The organism is Pseudoalteromonas shioyasakiensis (genome assembly GCF_024518675.1).
In the GTDB taxonomy this organism is placed as follows: domain Bacteria; phylum Pseudomonadota; class Gammaproteobacteria; order Enterobacterales; family Alteromonadaceae; genus Pseudoalteromonas; species Pseudoalteromonas shioyasakiensis_B.
In genome coordinates, this window is sequence record NZ_JANIGL010000010.1 from 37854 (window position 1) to 58331 (window position 20478).

The following is a 20478-nucleotide window of genomic DNA, read 5'->3' on the forward strand; positions in this document are numbered from 1 at the left end:
CTTAATCCTGTAAAGAGTCGCAATAAGATATGATTTAAATATCCAAGTTATTTTAAAATAACTTGGATATTTAACCTAATATTAGCGCAGATTGAGCTAATTTCATCATATGTGATGCAAATTAGATATACTAGAAGCAAAGTCTGTTTATTAGTGAAGAATTGTTAATAAGATAGGTTATTTTAATATGAAAGATCTAATGAAAGGGAGGGCTGGGCCCTCGCCGGTGAGTTACTTAGTGGTAATTGTTATTTACCAATACAAAACGAGCTAAATATCTTGCCGAGCAAATCATCTGAGGTAAATTCGCCGGTAATTTCATTGAGGTAGTGCTGTGTTAAACGCAGCTCTTCTGCCAGAATTTCACCTGCAATGTGCATCTCTAATTGGTCTTTACCTGTATGCAAATGATGGGCGGCATTGTCTAATGCATCTAAATGACGACGGCGTGCCATAAAACCACCTTCCGTTGCGCCATCAAAGCCTATACAGGCCTTTAAGTGAGTACGAACTAACTCTATACCGTCAGCATTTTTAGCACTTAAACTTATCACCGGATATTGCTGGTTTTCACTCATACCGACTTCATCACCTGATAAATCCGCTTTATTTCGGATCACAGTCACTCCCATACCTTCGGGTAGTTTAGCCATAAACTCCGGCCAAATAGCGTGAGGGTCGGTGTCTGTAGTGTCTGTACCGTCGAGCATAAATAGCACCCGATCAGCTTGGTTTATTTCATCCCAGGCACGCTCAATACCGATTTGTTCGACTCGGTCTGGGCTTTCACGTAGGCCGGCGGTGTCAATAATATGTAGCGGCATACCATCAATATGAATATGTTCTCGCAGTACGTCACGCGTTGTGCCGGCAATTTCAGTTACAATGGCGGCTTCTCTACCTGCTAAGGCATTAAGTAAGCTTGATTTACCTGCATTAGGGCGCCCAGCAATAACAACACGCATACCTTCGCGCATAATGCTGCCTTGCTTGGCTTGATTAGTGACATTGTAAAGCTGCTCTATTATTGCGTTTAAATCACCTGCAACTTTACCGTCGGATAGAAAATCGATTTCTTCATCAGGAAAATCAATGGCCGCTTCAACATACATACGCAGGTGAATTACTTTTTCTACTAGCGTCTCAATATGCTTTGAAAATTCACCTTGAAGTGATTGTAAGGCGCTTTTAGCTGCTTGTTCACTGGTTGCATTTATTAAATCAGCAATGGCCTCAGCTTGAGTTAAATCCATTTTATCGTTCATAAAGGCACGTTCTGAAAATTCACCCGGCTTGGCAAGTCGTACGCCGTCTATTTGGCTTATTTCTTTTAATAGCATATCTAGCACTACTGGGCCGCCGTGGCCTTGTAACTCAAGTACATCTTCGCCAGTAAATGAGTTAGGGCCCGCAAAGAAAATAGCAATACCTTGATCAAGCTGTTTACCTGCAAGGCTGTTAAACGGCACATAGTCGGCATAGCGTACTTTAGGGCAACGACCAATAATTTGCTCTGCAACACTTTTTGCTAAGCTACCTGAAACGCGAATAATACCTACACCACCACGTCCTGGCGCGGTTGCTTGGGCTGCAATTGTATCTTGATTGATCATGCTAATAATTTGCCAACTAAATGAATAACGATATGTGCGTATTGTAACCTATGGATTTATTTGTAGCGAATAGCTGTGGTGAAAAACAGGCAATAAAAAAGGCGACCTAAGTCGCCTTTGTATAAGTAATGGCTAAGTTAGCCTCTTACTTTTATTCCTTGCTTTTCCATCCCGCGGTAAATATAGAGCATTTGCGCGATTGAAATAAGGTTAGACACTAACCAGTAAAGTACTAAACCAGATGGGAACCATAAGAAGAACACAGAGAAGATAACCGGCATAAAGGTCATCATCTTTTGTTGCATCGGATCAGTCACTGTCATCGGCTGTAGCTTTTGCGTGATGAACATACTTAAACCAAATAAAACTGGTAATACGTAGTATGGGTCCATTGCTGATAAGTCAGTTAACCAAAGGTAGAACTCTGCATGGCGTAATTCTGTTGATTCTAAGAATACATAGAACAAGGCTAAGAAAATAGGCATTTGTAGCAAAATAGGGAAACAACCACCCATTGGGTTTACTTTCTCTTTGCGATACATTTCCATGGTTGCTTGGCCGAACTTCTGACGGTCATCACCATACTTTTCTTTAAGTGCAGCCATTTTAGGTTGCAGCGCACGCATCTTCGCCATTGAGGTGTATTGTGCTTTAGTCAGCGGGTACATTAATGACTTAACAATAATAGTAATGGCAATAATCGCCAGACCCCAGTTACCTAAAATACCGTACAACCATTTTAGCAATACAAATAGTGGTTGTGAGATAAACCATAACCAACCGTAATCTACAGTTAAATCTAGGTTAGGGTGAATCGCTTCTAATGTATCAGACTCTTTCGGTCCCATGTAGTACGTTGCACCAATTGTAGTTTGTTGGTTAGCTTGAACATTTACTGGCTCACCTTTAGTACCTATGATTGCAGCATTACCTGATGCGATTAAACTGTAAAGGGTGTTTTGTTGTTCTTGTACAGGTACCCAAGCACTAACAAAGTAATGCTGAATAAAGGCAACATAACCACCTTGGGTATTAATGTTAAGGTTTTTATCAGCCATGTCTGAAAAGCTGTACTTTTCATATTTCTCTTCGCTAGAGCCGTAAGCAGCACCTAGGTAGTTTTGGTCAACTAAGCTGCCTTTTTCTTGCACTGTACGCTTTATTTGCGTGTAAAGCTGCACTTGAATTGGCTCAGCAGTAGTGTTGTTTACAGTGTATTCTAGAGCAACGTCGTATTGGCCTTTTTTGAATACATAGGTTTTAGTAAACGTAACACCTTTACTATCAGTAAACGTTAAAGGAACACGAAGCTCATCACCATTCATTGTATAGCTTTTTTGCTCAGTGCTATAAACAGGGCGGCCATTTGCTGATGCATCAGGGCCATTTAAACCAATTAAGCCACTTTGTGAGAAGTATTGATTACCATCAAACTCACCTAAAAGCATAAATGGTGTTTCTTCACCTTTTACTTCTTCGTATTGGAGTAGGTCTGATTCAACAATATCACCACCGCGGGTATCAATTTTAACTGTGAATACGTCAGTTGTAATATCGATTACTGAACGTTTTGCACTGGTTGCTGCAGTTGGTAAGTCACCATCTGTAGATGAAGGTACATAATCATCCGAATCAAGTGAGTTAGATTGTAGTGTTTGTGTGTTGGCACTAGGATCGGCTTTTGGTGCGTTGTAGTCGTTATTCCATTCTTGGAACAATAAAAACGATACAAGCATCAAACCGATGAATAAAAACGTGCGTTGCGATTCCATAACAGCTCTTATTTCTCGTGTTGGTGGTTAATATGGGTTGTTTTTTCAGGTACGGGGTCGTCTCCGCCTGAATGTAAAGGGTGACATTTTAATATGCGTTTGAGCGCTAACCAACTGCCTTTTACTGATCCGTGCAAATTAATTGCTTGAATAGCATAACTTGAGCAAGTGGGATTAAAACGACAATGCGGACCTAACAGTGGGCTAATCCACTTTTGATAACCGCGAATTAATAACACTAAACAGAACTTTGGAAAAGCAACAAGTGGTTTAAGTAACCTCATGATGGTCTATCCTCTGTGTCGGTTTAGTGGGTTGATACCATGAATTTAAACACCCAAAGCGGAATTTTAAATGCATGATTAAAAGGTGAGCTAAAGATACCTTAATTAACCCTATAATTCTATTGCTATTGGCTTTGTTTATTGGATTTAGCCGATTTGTTAGGGCGTTTTTTAAATGGTGGAGGCTTAGGTGCGCCAGGTTTGCAGCGTTCATTAATTTTGCGCCACAATTTCGTTAATTGTTTAGTGAGCTCTTCGTTTGACTGTTCATCAATACCACTTTTAACCATTAACACAATATCGATATTATCAATGGTGTGCTGATTTAAACGAAAACTTTCGCGAGCAAGACGTTTAATTCGGTTACGTTGGCAGGCTTTTTTAACTCGTTTTTTAGCAACAGTAAGGCCTAAGCGAGGTTTTGCTTGGTCATTAGGTTTTGCTAATAAGGTAAAGAAAGGAGTTGCAGCCCGAGCGGGTTCATTAAATATGCGAGAGTAATGCGAGGGAGTTAACAGACGTAACTCCCTGCCAAAGTTAAAGTCTTCCACTTATATATTAAGCAGAAAGAACTTTACGGCCTTTAGCGCGGCGACGAGCTAATACTTTACGGCCATTTACAGTTGCCATGCGAGCACGGAAACCGTGAGCACGTTTGCGTTTTAAAACGCTAGGTTGAAAAGTTCTTTTCATAACAATTCCATCCGATCGGTTAAAGGTTAAAACATCCTATGCAGGTCGCGATCCTGGCACAGGTGCCATTGCGAGCGCGAGATATTATAGAGGAAGGCAGCAAAAGTCAATCATAATTACAGCGCAAACACTTTAATTATAAAGGATCCTTTTACGGGATCATGTAGGATCATCATTAATATAGAGTTTTCCACAGCCTCTGTATAAAAAGTGCATAAAAGCTTGGGGTAAGTAAATTAGATCATATATTTCAATCGCGATCTGGTGTCTTTTTTGTTATGATCAGTCATTAGCGTTAAATTTATTATTTGTTAAAAATCAACTTGTTACTGTTTTTTGTTGCCGAGATCATATTTTTCAAAAAAATCAATCTTGTACTTGTGGATAAAGTACCTTCATAATACTCGGTCTTGGGTTAATAAATTGCCTAAATAATAGTAATATAAGTATTATTTTTGGTCACTAAAGGTGACCGGGAATAAAAACTAAATCTTTGGGAGTTTAACTGTGTATCTGTCGGTTTGGCAAAGTTGTTTATATGTATTGCAAGATGAACTGCCTTCGCAGCAGTTCAGTATGTGGGTAAGACCACTACAAGCAGAAAGTACCGAAGATACCCTGACTATTTATGCGCCTAACCGCTTTGTACTTGACTGGGTTAGAGAAAAGTACCTAAATCGCATTAATGAACTATTGGTTGAGATCTGTAAAGATGAAGCGCCAGAGTTACGCTTTGATGTTGGCAGTAAACCAATTCTTAATACACAAATGGCAGCACCGGTCGCTGAAAGTACAGCTGCGCCTGTAAATCAGCCTGCGGCTAAACAGCAACCAAAAGCAGTTAAGCCTGTCGTGGAGCCTGCACCTAAGTCTGGTTACAAATCAAACATCAAAGAAAATTATACTTTTGATAGTTTTGTCGAGGGTAAATCAAATCAATTAGCAAAAGCGGCGGCAACACAGGTTGCAGATAACCCAGGTGCAGCATTTAACCCTGTATTTATATATGGTGGTACTGGCTTAGGTAAAACGCACTTATTACATGCCGTAGGTAATGGCATTATGGCGAATAAGCCCGATGCTAAAATCGTGTATATGCATTCAGAGCGTTTTGTACAGGATATGGTTAAGGCGCTGCAAAATAACGCCATAGAAGAATTTAAACGCTATTACCGCAGCGTAGATGCATTAATGATTGATGACATTCAATTCTTTGCTAATAAAGAACGTTCGCAAGAAGAATTCTTCCATACTTTCAATGCATTACTTGAAGGTAACCAACAAATTATTTTAACTTCAGATCGTTATCCAAAAGAGATAGAAGGGGTTGAAGACCGCCTTAAATCACGTTTTGGCTGGGGTTTAACCATTGCTATTGAGCCGCCTGAGCTTGAAACGCGAGTTGCTATTTTGATGAAAAAAGCGCAGCAGAGTAAAATTAATTTACCGCACGAAGTGGCGTTTTTTATTGCGAAAAAACTACGTTCAAATGTACGTGAGTTAGAAGGCGCACTGAACCGTGTTATTGCCAACGCTAATTTTACTGGCCGGCCAATTTCAATCGACTTTGTAAAAGAAGCACTACGTGACTTACTTGCTTTGCAAGATAAGCTAGTCACTATTGATAATATTCAGCGTACTGTTGCTGAGTATTACCGTATTCGCGTATCAGATTTACTTTCTAAACGTCGTAGTCGCTCTATAGCAAGGCCACGTCAAGTTGCTATGGCATTATCAAAAGAGCTCACTAATCACAGTTTACCTGAAATTGGTGACGCGTTTGGTGGTCGTGACCACACTACCGTATTACATGCGTGTCGCAAAGTTAAATCACTACGTGATGAAAGCCACGAAGTGAAAGAAGATTATCAAAACCTAATAAGAACATTGTCATCTTAAGGCTGACTTTATTATGCAAATAACCATACCAAGAGATCAATTTTTAAAACCTTTAGTGCAAGTGTCGGGTGCGATTGAACGCAAGCACACTTTGCCGATTTTATCTAACGTGTTGTTAGAGGTCGTTGATGGTCAATTGGCCATGACAGGTACTGATCTTGAAATTGAGCTAGTCGCGAACGTCTTTGTTGGTGACGATGTTGAAGATACAAAGCTAACCTTACCAGCCAAAAAATTGCTCGATATTTGTAAAAGTTTACCCGATGGCTGTGAGTTAACTTTATCAAGCCAAGATCATCAACTGCTGTTAACGAGTGGCAAAAGCCGCTTTTCATTAACAACACTTGCAGCTGAAGATTTTCCTAATTTAGAGCAGTGGGATGGTGAAGTTGAGTTTCAGTTAACCCGATTAGAATTACGAAAGCTGTTAGAAAGCACACACTTTTCAATGGCTAACCAAGACGTGCGTTATTACTTAAATGGTATGTCGTTTGAAGTTGATAATGCTGATATTAAAACAGTCGCAACAGATGGTCACCGTTTAGCGATTGCACAGAAACAACTTGGGCAATCATTAAATACCCAGCGTCAGTTAATTATCCCTCGAAAAGGTGTGCAAGAAATTATGCGCCTTATGGTTGCCGACGAAGAACTGGTAACGATTCAATTTGGTGCTAACCATATTCGAATTATTGATACTGAGTTTACTTTTACCAGCAAACTGGTTGATGGTCGTTTTCCTGATTACCGTCGAGTATTACCGCGTGGTGGTGATAAAGTTATTACCGCAAATCGTGAATGGTTGCGCAGTGCGTTTCAACGTGTATCTATTCTATCAAACGAAAAGTTTAGAGGCGTTCGCTTAAATTTATCGAATGGCTTGTTAAAAATTACCGCTAATAACCCTGAGCAAGAACAAGCTGAAGAAGTGGTTGAGGTAAATTACCAAGGCGATGACTTAGAAATTGGTTTTAACGTTTCTTATGTGCTTGATGTGTTAAATACACTGAAAACTGAAGATGTTTTATTTACTCTTGCAGATTCAAATAGTAGTGCATTAATTGAAGGTGCAGGTGACGAAGAAGCCATGTACGTTGTTATGCCAATGCGCTTATAAGGTTCTATGAGTTTAAGTCATTTAAGCCTCAATGATTTTAGAAATATTGAGGCGCTTACATTAGAGCCTATAAACGGTATTAATGTAATTTACGGTGAAAATGGCAGCGGAAAAACCAGCCTTTTAGAGGCTATTTATTATCTTTCTCATGGCAAATCATTTCGCACTCCAAAGCACAAAAGCATTATTAAGCACCAGCAAAGTAAGTTTACGATTCATGGTCGTAAAGCGCTTTATAACTTGTCTATACCTATCGGTATCAGCAAAAGCTTAAATGGAGATACAGAGCTCAAGATCCAAGGGAAAACTAGCCGTAGAGTCTCTGATCTCGCACAACTCATGCCTGTTCAGGTTATTACGCCTGAGAGCTATTCGTTATTTTTTGGTGGCCCAAAAGAACGTCGTAAATTTTTAGATTTGGGATTGTTCCACGTGGAACAAGACTTCTTTTATTTGTGGCAATCATTCAATAAAGTACTCAAGCAACGAAATGCATTATTGAAAAGTAAACCTAGAAATTATTTTGACCAAATTAGGTTTTGGGATAAAGAATTTGTTAGACTGGCAGAACAAATAAATACTTTAAGAATTGCGTATATAAGTAGGTTTAAACAGCAGTTTTTTGATAAAATGTGTGCAGACTTAACGCTTATAAGCGATTTAGAAATAAATTATCAAGCTGGCTGGAAAGAGACTGAGTCTTTAAGCGATGCCCTTGAGCAAAACTTTGAACGCGATAGCCGCCAAGGTTTTACAAGTAAAGGCCCACATAAGGCCGATTTTAATTTTAGTGTCTCTGGGAATAGTGTTGAAAATACATTTTCTCGCGGTCAATTGAAGCTATTGCTTTATGCGTTAAAAGTAACGCAAAATAGTTTGATTGAGTCAGAGACTGAAAAGCAATCTATATTGCTAATAGATGATTTACCTTCAGAACTTGGAGAAGATACAAAAGAGAAGGTTGGGCAATTATTGTCGCACTGTAACTCTCAAATTTTTATCTCTGCAATTGAGTCTGAAAGTATTTCTGCTGTGGTGGAACCCATGCAACGAGAACTACAAATGTTCCACGTGAAACATGGCAACCTAATAACAAGATAAGTGGGATTAACCATGTCTGAGAATTACGATTCGTCGAGTATTAAAGTACTAAAAGGATTAGACGCAGTAAGAAAGCGTCCTGGAATGTATATAGGGGACACCGATGATGGCACAGGCTTACACCACATGGTGTTTGAGGTCGTTGATAACTCTATTGATGAAGCCTTAGCTGGCCACTGTGATGACATCTTTGTCACAATTCATTTAGACGGTTCAGTCTCTGTTCGAGATAACGGTCGTGGTATTCCAACTTCAATCCATGAAGAAGAAGGTGTATCTGCAGCTGAAGTTATCATGACGGTACTCCATGCCGGTGGTAAGTTTGATGATAACTCTTATAAAGTATCAGGTGGCTTACACGGTGTTGGTGTTTCTGTTGTAAATGCACTATCAGAAAAACTAAAACTAACTATTCGCCGAGAAGGCAAGCTCCATGAGCAAACGTACACTATGGGTGTACCAGATGCGCCATTAGCCGTTATTGGTGATGCTGATAGCTCAGGTACTGAGTTACGTTTTTGGCCAAGTGCTGAGACTTTCACTAACTTAGATTTCCATTATGATATTTTAGCTAAACGTTTACGCGAATTATCATTCTTGAATTCTGGTGTGAGCATCATCTTAACGGATGAGCGAGAAGAAAATAAATCTGATCACTTCAAATACGAAGGCGGTATTCAAGCGTTTGTTGAATATCTAAATCGTAATAAAAACCCAGTTCACAAAGGGGTATTCCATTTTACTCACGAACGTGAAGAAGATGGTATTAGCGTTGAAGTATCTATGCAGTGGAATGATGCATTCCAAGAAAATATTTACTGTTTCACAAATAACATTCCACAACGTGATGGTGGTACGCACTTAGCTGGTTTTAGATCTGCATTAACGCGTACACTTAATAACTATATGGAAAAAGAAGGCTTTAACAAGAAAGCTAAAACGACCAGTAATGCGACGGGTGATGATGCTCGTGAAGGCTTAACTGCAGTTGTTAGTGTTAAAGTTCCTGATCCAAAATTCTCATCGCAAACCAAAGATAAACTAGTATCGAGTGAAGTTAAGTCTGCGGTTGAACAAGCTATGGCTGAAAAGTTCACTGAGTTTTTATTAGAAAACCCAATGGACGCAAAAATCGTTGTTGGTAAAATTATTGATGCAGCTCGTGCGCGTGAAGCTGCACGTAAAGCACGTGAAATGACTCGCCGAAAAGGCGCAATGGATTTAGCAGGTTTACCAGGTAAACTGGCTGATTGCCAAGAGAAAGACCCAGCACAATCTGAACTATATATAGTGGAGGGTGACTCAGCTGGCGGTTCAGCCAAGCAGGGTCGTAACCGTAAGAATCAGGCGATTCTTCCGCTTAAAGGTAAAATCTTAAACGTAGAAAAAGCACGTTTTGATAAAATGTTATCTTCGCAAGAAGTAGCGACACTGATCACCGCATTAGGTTGTGGTATTGGTCGTGACGAATATAACCCTGAGAAATTACGTTATCACCGCATCATTATCATGACCGATGCTGACGTGGATGGTTCTCATATTCGTACTTTACTACTGACATTCTTCTATCGTCAAATGCCAGAAATTGTTGAACGTGGCTATATTTACATTGCTCAGCCGCCACTTTATAAAGTGAAAAAAGGCAAACAAGAACGATACATTAAAGATGATCCAGCATTAGTTGATTACTTAACATCGTTAGCACTAAATGGTGCAGCACTTTACACCAGTGCTGATGCATCAGCACTTGAAGGTGAAGCACTTGAAAGTATTGTTCACGATTACCAAAATACCGTTAAAGTAATTGAGCGCTTAAAACGTAAATATCCGAACACGGTTATGAATCGTTTGATTTACCAAAGTGAGCTTAAAGCTGAGCATCTTGCTGATGAAGAAAAAGTCATTGCCTGGACCAAAGAGCTTGTTGATGACTTAATTGAGCGTGATGAAGATGCAACGATTTTCCATGCCGGTACTGAACACGATACTGAGCGTAATTTATATTATCCGGTTGTGAATATTCGTCAGCATGGTGTGGATAAAGCGCATGTATTACATTATGACTTTATCACTTCAAGAGATTACCAACGTATTGCAGTAACAGGTAAAAATATTGCAAATATCATCTCTGAAGGTGCATATATCCAACGTGGTGAAAAAACAAAAGCTGTTGATAACTTTGTGGATGCATTGGATTGGTTGATTGCAGAGTCTAAACGCGGGATCTATATCCAACGCTATAAAGGACTAGGCGAAATGAACCCTAATCAACTGTGGGAAACTACAATGGACCCTGATGCTCGTCGTATGCTGCAAGTAACCATTGAAGATGCCGTTGGCGCTGACCAGTTGTTTGCAACATTGATGGGTGACCAAGTAGAGCCACGTCGTGAGTTTATCGAAACAAATGCACTACGCGTAGTTAACCTAGATGTTTAATTGCGAGTAATAATTTAAAAAAGGAGCCAATTGGCTCCTTTTTTATTGGCTGCAATTGCACAAACTGCTTAAAACATGACTACGCACAAGGTATACTGAGGGTAATTTTCACGCTACATCACAGCAGATACTAAAAGCCAAATATGCAAAAATATGACGTTAAAACCTTTCAAGGTTTGATCCTGGCTTTACAGGATTACTGGGCACAGCAAGGTTGTGTCATTATTCAGCCACTCGATATGGAAGTTGGCGCGGGTACATTTCACCCACAAACATTCTTAAAGTCTATTGGTCCTGAGCCAATGTCTAGCGCATACGTACAACCGTGTCGCCGTCCTACAGATGGCCGTTATGGTGAAAACCCTAACCGCTTGCAACATTACTACCAATTTCAAGTAGTATTAAAGCCATCACCAGAGAATATCCAAGAGCTTTACTTAGGCTCTTTAGCAGCTGTAGGCATAGATACGTTAACTGATGAAGTGCGCTTCGTAGAAGACAACTGGGAATCACCTACATTAGGTGCATGGGGCCTAGGCTGGGAGATTTGGTTAAACGGCATGGAAGTAACACAGTTTACTTACTTCCAACAAGTCGGTGGCTTAGAGTGTTCACCAGTCACTGGTGAAATTACTTATGGCCTTGAGCGCTTAGCTATGTATATTCAGGGCGTAGATAGTATTTACGATCTGGTATGGGCAGATGGTCCAATGGGGCGCGTTACCTATGGTGATGTATTCCATCAAAACGAAGTAGAGCAATCAACTTATAACTTTGAACACGCAAACGTTGCAGACTTATTTGCACAGTTTGATAAATGTGAAGCCGAGAGCCAAAAGCTAATTGAAGCTGGCTTACCATTACCTGCCTACGAGCAAGTAATGAAAGCATCGCACGCTTTTAACTTACTTGATGCGCGTCACGCAATTTCAGTGACAGAACGTCAACGTTATATATTACGTGTTCGTGCATTATCTAAAGCATGTGCACAAAGTTATTATGATGCACGCGAAGCGCTTGGCTTCCCGCTTTGTAAGGATTAACCATGTCAGCACAAAACTTATTAGTAGAAATTGGCACAGAAGAGCTGCCACCAAAAGCGCTGCGCAAATTAGCAGAAGCATTTGCAGAAAATCTAACAACTGAACTTGATAGCTTAGAGTTAGCTCACCAAGGTGTGAAGTGGTATGCATCTCCACGTCGTTTAGGTTTACAAGTCACAGCGCTTGAAGCTAAGCAACAAGATAAAGAAGTTGAAAAACGTGGCCCTGCAACCAAAGCTGCATTTGACAGCGAAGGTAATCCAACTAAAGCGGCTATGGGTTGGGCACGAGGCTGTGGAATCGACGTAAGTGAAGCACAAACACTTGAAACAGATAAAGGCGCATGGTTATTACACATAGCTAAAGTGGCAGGTAAAGAAACCACTGCTTTATTGAATGATGTAGTAAATAAAGCGCTAGCAAAATTACCGATCCCAAAACCAATGCGTTGGGGCGCGAATAAAACACAATTTATTCGCCCGGTACATACTGCCACTATTTTGTTTGGCGATAAGCTAATAGAAGGCGAGGTGCTAGGTAAAGCAATAAGTAACCAGCTTCAAGGGCACCGTTTTCATCATCCAGAAAAAATTAGCATTAACCATGCTGATGAAGTTTTTGACGTGCTTAAATCTGCACACGTTGTTGCCGATTACGAGGAACGTAAAGCACAAATTCGTAGCCAAATTGAAGCAGCAGCAAAAGCCGTTAATGCGGTGGTTGCTATGGATGAAGATTTACTGGAAGAAGTAACTTCTTTAGTTGAATGGCCAGTTACATTGACCGCCACTTTCGAAGAAGCGTTTTTAGATGTACCAGCAGAAGCGCTGATCTACACCATGAAAGACGACCAAAAATACTTCCCGCTACTAGATCAAGATGGCAAGCTACTTAACAAGTTTTTGTTTGTTTCAAACATTGAAAGCAAAAACCCAAGTGTTGTTATTGCGGGTAACGAAAAAGTAGTGCGCCCACGTTTAGCGGATGCGCAGTTCTTCTTTGAAACAGACAAAAAGAAAACACTAGAAAGCCGCTTAGAGTCACTAGATAGCGTACTATTCCAAAAACAGCTGGGTACGTTGAAAGATAAGTCAGAGCGTATTGCTGCACTTGCAGGTTACATTGCTGAGCAACTAGGTGCAGATAAAGCACTGGCAGAGCGCGCCGGCTTACTAAGTAAAACAGACTTAATGACCGAAATGGTGATGGAGTTTACTGACGTTCAAGGTGTTATGGGCATGCATTACGCGCGCCATGACGGTGAAGCAGAAGACGTAGCAATTGCACAAAATGAGCAATATATGCCGCGCTTTGCAGGCGACAGCTTACCAACAAACTTAATCAGTTGTGCGGTTGCCATCGCAGATAAGTTTGACACGCTCGTGGGTATCTTTGGAATTGGCCAAGCACCAAAAGGCGATAAAGACCCGTTTGCACTTCGTCGTGCAGCGATTGGTGCGTTACGTATCATGGTAGAGAAAGAGCTGCCATTAGATATCTTAGACTTAGTTGCTAAATCACAAAGTTTATTTGCTGAAAAGCTAACTAACTTAAATGTGTCGACAGATGTGTTTGAGTTTATGCTTGGTCGCTTCCGCGCTTGGTATCAAGATGAAGGTATTCAAGTCGATGTTATTCAAGCGGTACTGGCACGTCGCCCAACTAAACCTGTTGATTTTGACCGCCGAGTTAAAGCGGTAAGTCACTTCCGTACATTAGACGCCGCAGAAGCACTTGCAGCAGCGAATAAGCGCGTAAGTAACATATTGGCTAAGAATGACATTACAAGCCAAGGTAAGGTCGATGAGAGCTTACTAAGTGATGATGCTGAAAAAGTACTTGCTTCACAGGTTGCTAAGTTCGCAACTGAGCTTGCCCCATTATATGCCGCAGGCGATTACCAAGAAGCATTAGCGCAATTAGCGGGTATCCGCGAAAGTGTTGATAACTTCTTTGATAATGTCATGGTGATGGCAGATGATGAAGCGGTTAAGCAAAATCGTTTAGCCTTACTCAGCCAATTAAGTAGCTTATTTTTAGATATTGCTGATATTTCTGTACTACAGAAGTAAGTTCAGCCTAGCTTAAAAAGCCAGCAGCTATGCTGGCTTTTTTGTATAAGAGGTTAACCTATGAAACGTATTTTAACGCTTGCGGTAGTTAGCTTATTAACCGCATGTTCGAGTCAGGTCCAACTCCCAAGTATTGATGATGTATTACCTAGTAAAGAGCTAGACAAAACCATGTACTTACGCGGTGATTTCACCTTGTGGGACGCAGAGCCACAATATCAGTTTGAGCAAGTTGCCCCCGCGATTTACCAAGCCAATGTGAAGTTTTCAACACCGGGTAAAGTATACGAATTTAAAATTGCCGATGCCGACTTTAGCGAAGGCTACAATTGTGGTTACAGTGAAGCCGCACCCGCAGGACAATCATTAATACTCGGCCAAGCCGCCACCGCCGACTGTAATACCATCTATAATTACTTTAGCTTCACCCCAGCAATTAAAGGCAGCTACATCGTTAGCATCGACTATCGTAATTACGATGAACCGAAAGTGACGATAACCAAGAAGTGAGAGCTGTAAGCTACAGCCCTTTCTTCACTAAATACCGATACGGCACGGCGTCAACTTCTTTGGCGAGTAGGGTGTGATCCATGAAGGTGCAGAAGCTGGGGATGTCGCGGGTGGTTGAGGGGTCGTCGGCGATGATTAGTAAGGTTTCGCCTTCTGCCATTTTGCGCACTGCACCGCGGATCATCATGACAGGCTCTGGGCAACGTAGGCCGATGGCGTCTAATTGGTGATCGGGGTTATCAAAACTCATGGAGGTGACCTATATTTAATGGCGCTTAACGATTAATTTAAGGTTGCTAGTTTAACGACCTCGCTGCAATAAATAAAGTCACTTCAGTTATGCTTTTTAAGCTACAAAGCACAGCATATAAAAAAGCCGCATTGATTTATAAATCAATGCGGCTTTTTATCACCAAGAGTTGGTTACGTGTATAAGCTAATTAGTCTTGTACACGTTCAAATACAGTTGCGATGCCTTGGCCTAAACCAATACACATAGTTGCTAAACCATATTTTGCGTTTTTGTCTTCCATTAGGTGGATCAGTGACGTGCTAATGCGCGAGCCTGAACAACCAAGTGGGTGACCAAGGGCGATTGCGCCGCCATTTAGATTCACTTTTTCGTCAACTACATCTGCAAGGCCTAGGTCTTTTAAAACGGGTAGTGATTGTGCTGCGAATGCTTCATTAAGCTCAGCAACGTCGATGTCATCAATAGTGATACCGGCTTGCGCTAATGCTTTTTTACTCGCTGGTACTGGGCCGTAACCCATGATTGATGGATCACAACCCGCAACCGCCATCGCTTTTACTCGCGCACGAATTGGTAGGCCAAGAGCTTTAGCTTTTTCTTCGCTCATTACTAGCATTGCTGATGCGCCGTCAGATAGCGCTGAAGAAGTTCCCGCTGTTACTGAACCCGATGCAGGATTAAACACAGGGCGAAGCTGAGATAGGCCTTCTACGGTTGTTTCTGGGCGAATTACTTCGTCATCTTCAACTAAGATTAATGAGCCATCAGCATCGTGACCTTCCATTGCGAGGATTTCGCGGCGGAAGCGGCCTTCAACAGTGGCTGCATGTGCACGTTGGTGTGAACGGTAAGCAAATTCATCTTGCTGCTGACGGCTAATGCCGTGAATCGTTGCTAGGTACTCTGCAGTTAAACCCATTGAACCAGACGCTTGTGCAATTGATGTTGCTAAGCCTGGGTGAAAGTCATTACCGTGAGTCATAGGCACGTGACCCATGTGCTCAACACCACCAATAAGGTAAGTATCGCCAGCGCCAGTCATAATTGCACGGGCCGCATCATGCAATGCTTGCATAGATGAGCCACATAAGCGGTTAACCGTAGTTGCAGGTACTGAGTGTGGAATACCTGCAAGTAATGATGCGTTACGAGCAACGTTAAAGCCTTGCTCTAAAGTTTGTTGTACACAACCCCAATAAATATCATCAATTGATGCAGGATCAACCGCTGGGTTACGTTCAAGTAGGCCCTTCATTAAGTGGGCGCTTAAGTCTTCAGCACGCTTGTTTTTAAATACACCGCCTTTAGAGCGGCCCATTGGCGTGCGGATACAATCTACAATTACTGGATTATTCATGGTCTTATCCTTCCACCTTATAGAATACACGGCCTTCTTCAGCCCATTTGCGAGTTTGCTCTGATACTTGGTAAATCGCACCTAGGTGAGCATATTTGTCGGCTGTTGCCACAAAGTTAGCTAAACCAGTTTGATCTAAGTAACGGAACGCGCCGCCTCTAAATGGAGGGAAACCGATACCGTAAATAAGTGCCATATCTGCTTCTTGTGGCGAAGCAACAATACCTTCTTGTAAACAAAGCAGTACTTCGTTAATCATAGGTACCATACAGCGGTCGATAATTTCTTGTTTATCAAACTCTTTCGGCGCATCAGTGATTGAGCTTAGTAATTCAACAGCTTGTGGGTCTTGGGCTTTTTTCAAGCGACCGCGTCTGTCAGGTGCATATTGGTAGAAACCTGCTTTGTTCTTTTGACCAAAACGTTTTTCGTTGGCAAATACAGTAACAGGATCTTTCTCTTGACGAGACATACGCTCAGGGAAGCCGTCAGCCATAACACCGGTACAATGGTATGCGGTATCAATACCCACAACATCAAGTAAGTATGCTGGGCCCATAGGCCAACCAAATACGCTTTCCATTACTTTATCTACTTTGGCGAAGTTAGCGCCTTCAACAACGAGCTTGCTAAAGCCTGCAAAGTAAGGGAATAAAACACGGTTAACAAAGAAGCCAGGGCAATCATTAACAACAATCGGTGATTTACCAAGTTTTAATGCGTAGTCAACAACTGCATTAATTGTTTGCTCTGAGGTTTTTTCACCGCGAATAATTTCAACAAGTGGCATTTTAGGCACTGGGTTAAAGAAGTGCATACCACAGAAGTTTTCAGGCTTTTCTAGCGCTGTAGCTAATTCATCAATACGAATAGTTGAGGTATTAGATGTAAGCACGGTGCCTTCTGGCATATCTTTTTCAAGTTGCGATAGCACAGCTTGCTTAACTTTAGGGTTTTCAACAACGGCTTCAACAATGATATCTGCACTTTGTAAGTCGCTATCATTTAGAGTTGGCTTAATTTTACCTAATGTGGCAACCATTTTATCCATTGCCATGTGGCCGCGCTTAACTTTAGCACCTAATAGTTTAGATGCTTCACCCATACCTAAATCAAGGGCATCCTGCTGGATGTCTTTCATTATGATAGGCGTGCCTTTATACGCAGATTGATAGGCGATACCACCACCCATGATACCTGCGCCTAATACCGCGGCTTGCTTGATTTCTACATCGCTGGTTTTAGCCGATTTGCGTGCTTTACCTTTGATGTATTGGTCTGCTAAGAAAATACCTGTTTGCGCAGCGGCTTCTGGAGTGCGAGCTAGTTTAGCAAAGTTGGCGTTTTCGATTGCCATTGCTTCAGCGCGTTCACAGTTAGCTGCGGCTTTAATAGTGCGTACAGCCATAACAGGTGCTGGGTAATGACCTTTAGTTTTACCCATTACCATGCCTTCAGCCATGGCAAAGCTCATGCCTTGCTCAACACGGTTTAATCTAAGCGGTTGTAACTTAACATTACGTTTAGCTTGCCAATCTAGCTTGCCAGAGATTGCAAGCTCAAGCGTAGAAATACTTGACTCTAGAAGTTTGTCAGCACTAACTACTGCGTCAACCGCACCTACTTTTAGGGCGTCAGCAGCACGGTTCTCTGTGCCTGAAGTGATCCAAAGCATGGCATTATCAGCACCTACGATACGTGGTAGACGAACTGTACCACCAAAACCAGGCATAATACCAAGTTTAACTTCTGGAAGGCCAATTTTAGCCGTAGTACTGGCAACGCGATAATCGGTAGCAAGTACCCACTCACAGCCGCCGCCAAGTGCTAAGCCGTTTATCACGCTTAGCGTTGGGAATGGTAAATCTTCTAAAGCGTCAAAAACATCAGTGGCATCTTTGATCCACGTTACTAATTCAGTTTCTGGTTTAGTAAATGTGGGTAAAAATTCAAAAATATCGGCGCCAATAATAAAGTGGTCTTTATCACTGGTAAAAATCATGCCTTTGATATCTGTATTTGCTGCTAATTCTTTTAATGCAGAGGCGCAATCTTTCAAGGTTTGCTGAGACAAAGTGTTTACAGAACCTGCAACACAAAATTTGAACTCGGCGATATTGTCCTTGATGAAAGCAACTTCAAAGGAATCGCTCTTATATAACATTATTATTCTCCCTAGTGTGTGAACTAAGACTGGTACGATGAGTTTGCATTTCAATCAGTGTGCTTGCTTTAAATTAAAAATGCAACGAAAAATTTACTATGCTGTGTTACTACTGGTTAAAATATAGCTGGTTTGGTGCTAAGGTGTAGGTGAAGTTTTTAGCTGAATTTATATTTTTATTTTTGAGTACTTTTAATTATAAAGGTCATCATGAAAAAACATTTATTAGGTTGGACGGCAGCTGCATTATTTCTCCCTTTTTTTTCTGCCGGGGCCAATGACAAACATGAGGCGTTTTTAGACGCTGAAAAAAAAGTACGCCATAGCGACTATGATGAATTTCAAGACGTTATAAATAATCTGGATCATCCACTTAAACCATATGTGGAGAAAACTTATTGGCAACGTCATCCAGATGTAAAGTACCAAACCGAGATCGAAAATTACTTAACGGTTTATCAAAACACACCACTTGAATGGCCAGTGCGCAAAGCTTGGCTACAGTATTTGCGTAAACATGATCGTAAAGCTGCTTACATTAATAATTATCGTGATACTTCAAATAACGAATTAACATGTACTTATTTGCAATACCAGCTTGATTTAGGCGCGCCAGAAAAAGCAATTTTGAGTCAAGTGAGTGATTTGTGGGTGGTTGGTAAGTCACAACCTAATGAATGCGACTCGTTATTTAGTTTATGGAGCAAAAAAGGTTACCTAAACCAAGATCGTGTTTGGCAGCGTATTACTTTAGCTGCTCAAGGTGGCGACAGGAATTTACTCCCGTATTTAAAAACCTTACTCCCGAAGAATGAACAGTACTTAGCTGACTTATACAAAAAAGTACGCAGTGATCCTAGTGCCGCTGCTGGGCTTTATCGCTATAAAAATAAAACAGTTAAAGAAAGCGAAATTGCTCATTATGGTGTGAAGCGGTTAGTTTGGCGTGATAGAGATTTAGCGCTAAAGGCGTGGGAAAAACTTGATAAAATGTTTGCTTATTCTGATGAGCAAAAAGCAGATGTGTATTACACCTTCGCGTTATCATTAGCATCAAGCGGACATAAACAAGCGCGGTTCTGGCTAAACAAAGTCCCTAAAGAGCGCCAAGACCGCAAGTTAATGCAATGGCAGTTGGGTAATATGTTAAAAACCCAAGATTGGTCAGGTATAGTGGCGTTTTTCACAGGCAAAGAAAACCTTAGCCTTGGTCAGCAATATTGGCTGGCTTACAGTTTAGCGCAACGTGGTGATCAAGAGCGGGCAGAAGCTATTTGGCAAACCGTAGCAAAAGAGCGTGACTACTATGGCTTTTTAGCCGCAGCGCGGTTAAATATCCCAGTACAATTGAACAACCAGCCCTTGCAAGTAAGTGATGAGTTGGTAGCTGAAGTGGCACAAGCGCCAGGTTTTAAACGAGCTAAAGCACTTTACGAATTAGAGCGTTTTACCTCAGCAAGGCGTGAATGGAATTATCTCACGCGTACCTCCAGTGAACAAGAAAAGCTCGCAGCGTCAAAGCTTGCGGCAGAGCTTGACTGGTACGACAGCACTATTTATACCTTAGCGCAAATTAAAGCGTGGGATTATGTTGAGCTACGTTTTCCGTTTGCATTTCAAGACTTATTTGAACGCTATAGTAAACGTAACCGCATAGATGTTACTTGGAGCATCGCGATATCGCGTCGCGAAAGTTCATTTGCACCCGACGCACGCTCTCATGCTAATGCGCGTGGTTTAATGCAACTATTACCGAGTACTGCAAAATACGTAAATAAAAGCACTGTGTCGAGTAAGCGACTCAATCAACCAAAAACCAATATTCGTTTAGGCACTCAGTATTTAGAGTACTTAAAAAAGAAAAATCATGACAACGAAGTACTGGCTACAGCATCGTATAATGCAGGGTATCATCGTATTAAGCGTTGGTTACCTGAAGAGGCTATGCCTGCAGAGTTATGGGTGGAGCTTATTCCGTACCGTGAAACGCGCAATTATGTAAAAAATGTTTATGCATATCGCCAGGTATACCACACTCGGCTAGGGCGAGAAGGTAATATACTTGCACCAATTCTTGATATGAAAATGGGCGGTTAATTGTAATTCATACCAGCACAGCAGCAGCTTTAACGCACCTTTAGGTAGTTTGGGTATAAATGAG

General features: G+C 41.3%; 16 protein-coding genes. 8 read left to right on the forward strand and 8 right to left on the reverse strand.

The annotated features are described in order from the left end of the window. Positions 1–248 precede the first annotated feature (248 nt). The 5 genes from mnmE to rpmH all read right to left on the reverse strand — a co-directional run bounded on the left by mnmE (position 249) and on the right by rpmH (position 4362). Complete coding sequence (gene mnmE / locus NQT69_RS18790; protein ID WP_256829190.1) at positions 249–1613, reverse strand: tRNA uridine-5-carboxymethylaminomethyl(34) synthesis GTPase MnmE; 1365 nt, start codon at positions 1611–1613, stop codon at positions 249–251. 137 nt (positions 1614–1750) lie between these two features. Beyond that, positions 1751–3385, reverse strand: a complete 1635-nt coding sequence (gene yidC / locus NQT69_RS18795; RefSeq protein WP_256829191.1) for a membrane protein insertase YidC — start codon at positions 3383–3385, stop codon at positions 1751–1753. 8 nt (positions 3386–3393) lie between these two features. Beyond that, positions 3394–3669: a membrane protein insertion efficiency factor YidD gene (gene yidD / locus NQT69_RS18800; protein WP_256829192.1), complete on the reverse strand. Its 276-nt coding sequence runs from the start codon at positions 3667–3669 to the stop codon at positions 3394–3396. Between the two features lie 125 nt (positions 3670–3794). Next, positions 3795–4220 carry a ribonuclease P protein component gene (gene rnpA, locus NQT69_RS18805; protein ID WP_016710423.1) on the reverse strand — a complete coding sequence of 142 codons (426 nt, stop codon included), beginning with the start codon at positions 4218–4220 and terminating at the stop codon, positions 3795–3797. Between the two features lie 7 nt (positions 4221–4227). Next, positions 4228–4362: a 50S ribosomal protein L34 gene (gene rpmH, locus NQT69_RS18810; protein WP_004335215.1), complete on the reverse strand. Its 135-nt coding sequence runs from the start codon at positions 4360–4362 to the stop codon at positions 4228–4230. A 507-nt stretch (positions 4363–4869) separates the two neighbouring features. On the opposite strand from rpmH, the gene dnaA reads away from it, so the two are divergent. From dnaA to NQT69_RS18845, 7 genes are all read left to right on the forward strand, one after another. Beyond that, positions 4870–6261 (forward strand): chromosomal replication initiator protein DnaA, encoded by a 1392-nt coding sequence (dnaA, locus tag NQT69_RS18815; RefSeq protein WP_256829193.1) that lies wholly within the window; start codon positions 4870–4872, stop codon positions 6259–6261. Positions 6262–6274: 13 nt separating this feature from the next. Further along, positions 6275–7378, forward strand: a complete 1104-nt coding sequence (gene dnaN, locus NQT69_RS18820) for a DNA polymerase III subunit beta (protein ID WP_256829194.1) — start codon at positions 6275–6277, stop codon at positions 7376–7378. Between the two features lie 6 nt (positions 7379–7384). Then, positions 7385–8479, forward strand: coding sequence for a DNA replication/repair protein RecF (recF, locus tag NQT69_RS18825; RefSeq protein ID WP_256829195.1), 1095 nt, complete (start codon positions 7385–7387; stop codon positions 8477–8479). A 12-nt stretch (positions 8480–8491) separates the two neighbouring features. Further along, entirely contained in the window at positions 8492–10918 is a 2427-nt protein-coding gene (gene gyrB, locus NQT69_RS18830; protein ID WP_256829196.1) for a DNA topoisomerase (ATP-hydrolyzing) subunit B, read from the forward strand. 143 nt (positions 10919–11061) lie between these two features. Then, positions 11062–11961 (forward strand): glycine--tRNA ligase subunit alpha, encoded by a 900-nt coding sequence (gene glyQ, locus NQT69_RS18835; protein ID WP_256829197.1) that lies wholly within the window; start codon positions 11062–11064, stop codon positions 11959–11961. A gap of 2 nt (positions 11962–11963) precedes the next feature. Beyond that, positions 11964–14033 (forward strand): glycine--tRNA ligase subunit beta, encoded by a 2070-nt coding sequence (gene glyS / locus NQT69_RS18840; protein ID WP_256829198.1) that lies wholly within the window; start codon positions 11964–11966, stop codon positions 14031–14033. Positions 14034–14093: 60 nt separating this feature from the next. After that, positions 14094–14543, forward strand: a complete 450-nt coding sequence (locus NQT69_RS18845; RefSeq protein WP_256829199.1) for a hypothetical protein — start codon at positions 14094–14096, stop codon at positions 14541–14543. A 10-nt stretch (positions 14544–14553) separates the two neighbouring features. Here NQT69_RS18845 and tusA read toward each other — a convergent pair whose 3' ends face one another. The 3 genes from tusA to fadB form a co-directional block, all read right to left on the reverse strand. Then, positions 14554–14793: a sulfurtransferase TusA gene (tusA, locus tag NQT69_RS18850; RefSeq protein ID WP_256829200.1), complete on the reverse strand. Its 240-nt coding sequence runs from the start codon at positions 14791–14793 to the stop codon at positions 14554–14556. Positions 14794–14983: 190 nt separating this feature from the next. Then, a complete protein-coding gene (gene fadA, locus NQT69_RS18855) occupies positions 14984–16153 on the reverse strand; it encodes an acetyl-CoA C-acyltransferase FadA (RefSeq protein ID WP_256829201.1) in 1170 nt (389 codons plus the stop codon). 4 nt (positions 16154–16157) lie between these two features. Beyond that, positions 16158–18317 (reverse strand): fatty acid oxidation complex subunit alpha FadB, encoded by a 2160-nt coding sequence (gene fadB, locus NQT69_RS18860; protein WP_256829202.1) that lies wholly within the window; start codon positions 18315–18317, stop codon positions 16158–16160. 210 nt (positions 18318–18527) lie between these two features. Here fadB and NQT69_RS18865 point away from each other — a divergent pair, with 210 nt between their 5' ends. Further along, positions 18528–20414: a transglycosylase SLT domain-containing protein gene (locus tag NQT69_RS18865; protein WP_256829203.1), complete on the forward strand. Its 1887-nt coding sequence runs from the start codon at positions 18528–18530 to the stop codon at positions 20412–20414. Positions 20415–20478 lie beyond the last annotated feature (64 nt).

Bases quoted from the DNA above. Each gene is read 5' to 3' on its own strand.
- mnmE (WP_256829190.1), bottom strand. From the start codon at position 1,613: ATGATCAATCAAGATACAATTGCAGCCCAAGCAACCGCGCCAGGACGT.
- yidC (WP_256829191.1), bottom strand. From the start codon at position 3,385: ATGGAATCGCAACGCACGTTTTTATTCATCGGTTTGATGCTTGTATCG.
- yidD (WP_256829192.1), bottom strand. From the start codon at position 3,669: ATGAGGTTACTTAAACCACTTGTTGCTTTTCCAAAGTTCTGTTTAGTG.
- rpmH (WP_004335215.1), bottom strand. From the start codon at position 4,362: ATGAAAAGAACTTTTCAACCTAGCGTTTTAAAACGCAAACGTGCTCAC.
- dnaN (WP_256829194.1), top strand. From the start codon at position 6,275: ATGCAAATAACCATACCAAGAGATCAATTTTTAAAACCTTTAGTGCAA.
- recF (WP_256829195.1), top strand. From the start codon at position 7,385: ATGAGTTTAAGTCATTTAAGCCTCAATGATTTTAGAAATATTGAGGCG.
- gyrB (WP_256829196.1), top strand. From the start codon at position 8,492: ATGTCTGAGAATTACGATTCGTCGAGTATTAAAGTACTAAAAGGATTA.
- glyQ (WP_256829197.1), top strand. From the start codon at position 11,062: ATGCAAAAATATGACGTTAAAACCTTTCAAGGTTTGATCCTGGCTTTA.
- glyS (WP_256829198.1), top strand. From the start codon at position 11,964: ATGTCAGCACAAAACTTATTAGTAGAAATTGGCACAGAAGAGCTGCCA.
- NQT69_RS18845 (WP_256829199.1), top strand. From the start codon at position 14,094: ATGAAACGTATTTTAACGCTTGCGGTAGTTAGCTTATTAACCGCATGT.
- tusA (WP_256829200.1), bottom strand. From the start codon at position 14,793: ATGAGTTTTGATAACCCCGATCACCAATTAGACGCCATCGGCCTACGT.
- fadA (WP_256829201.1), bottom strand. From the start codon at position 16,153: ATGAATAATCCAGTAATTGTAGATTGTATCCGCACGCCAATGGGCCGC.
- fadB (WP_256829202.1), bottom strand. From the start codon at position 18,317: ATGTTATATAAGAGCGATTCCTTTGAAGTTGCTTTCATCAAGGACAAT.
- NQT69_RS18865 (WP_256829203.1), top strand. From the start codon at position 18,528: ATGAAAAAACATTTATTAGGTTGGACGGCAGCTGCATTATTTCTCCCT.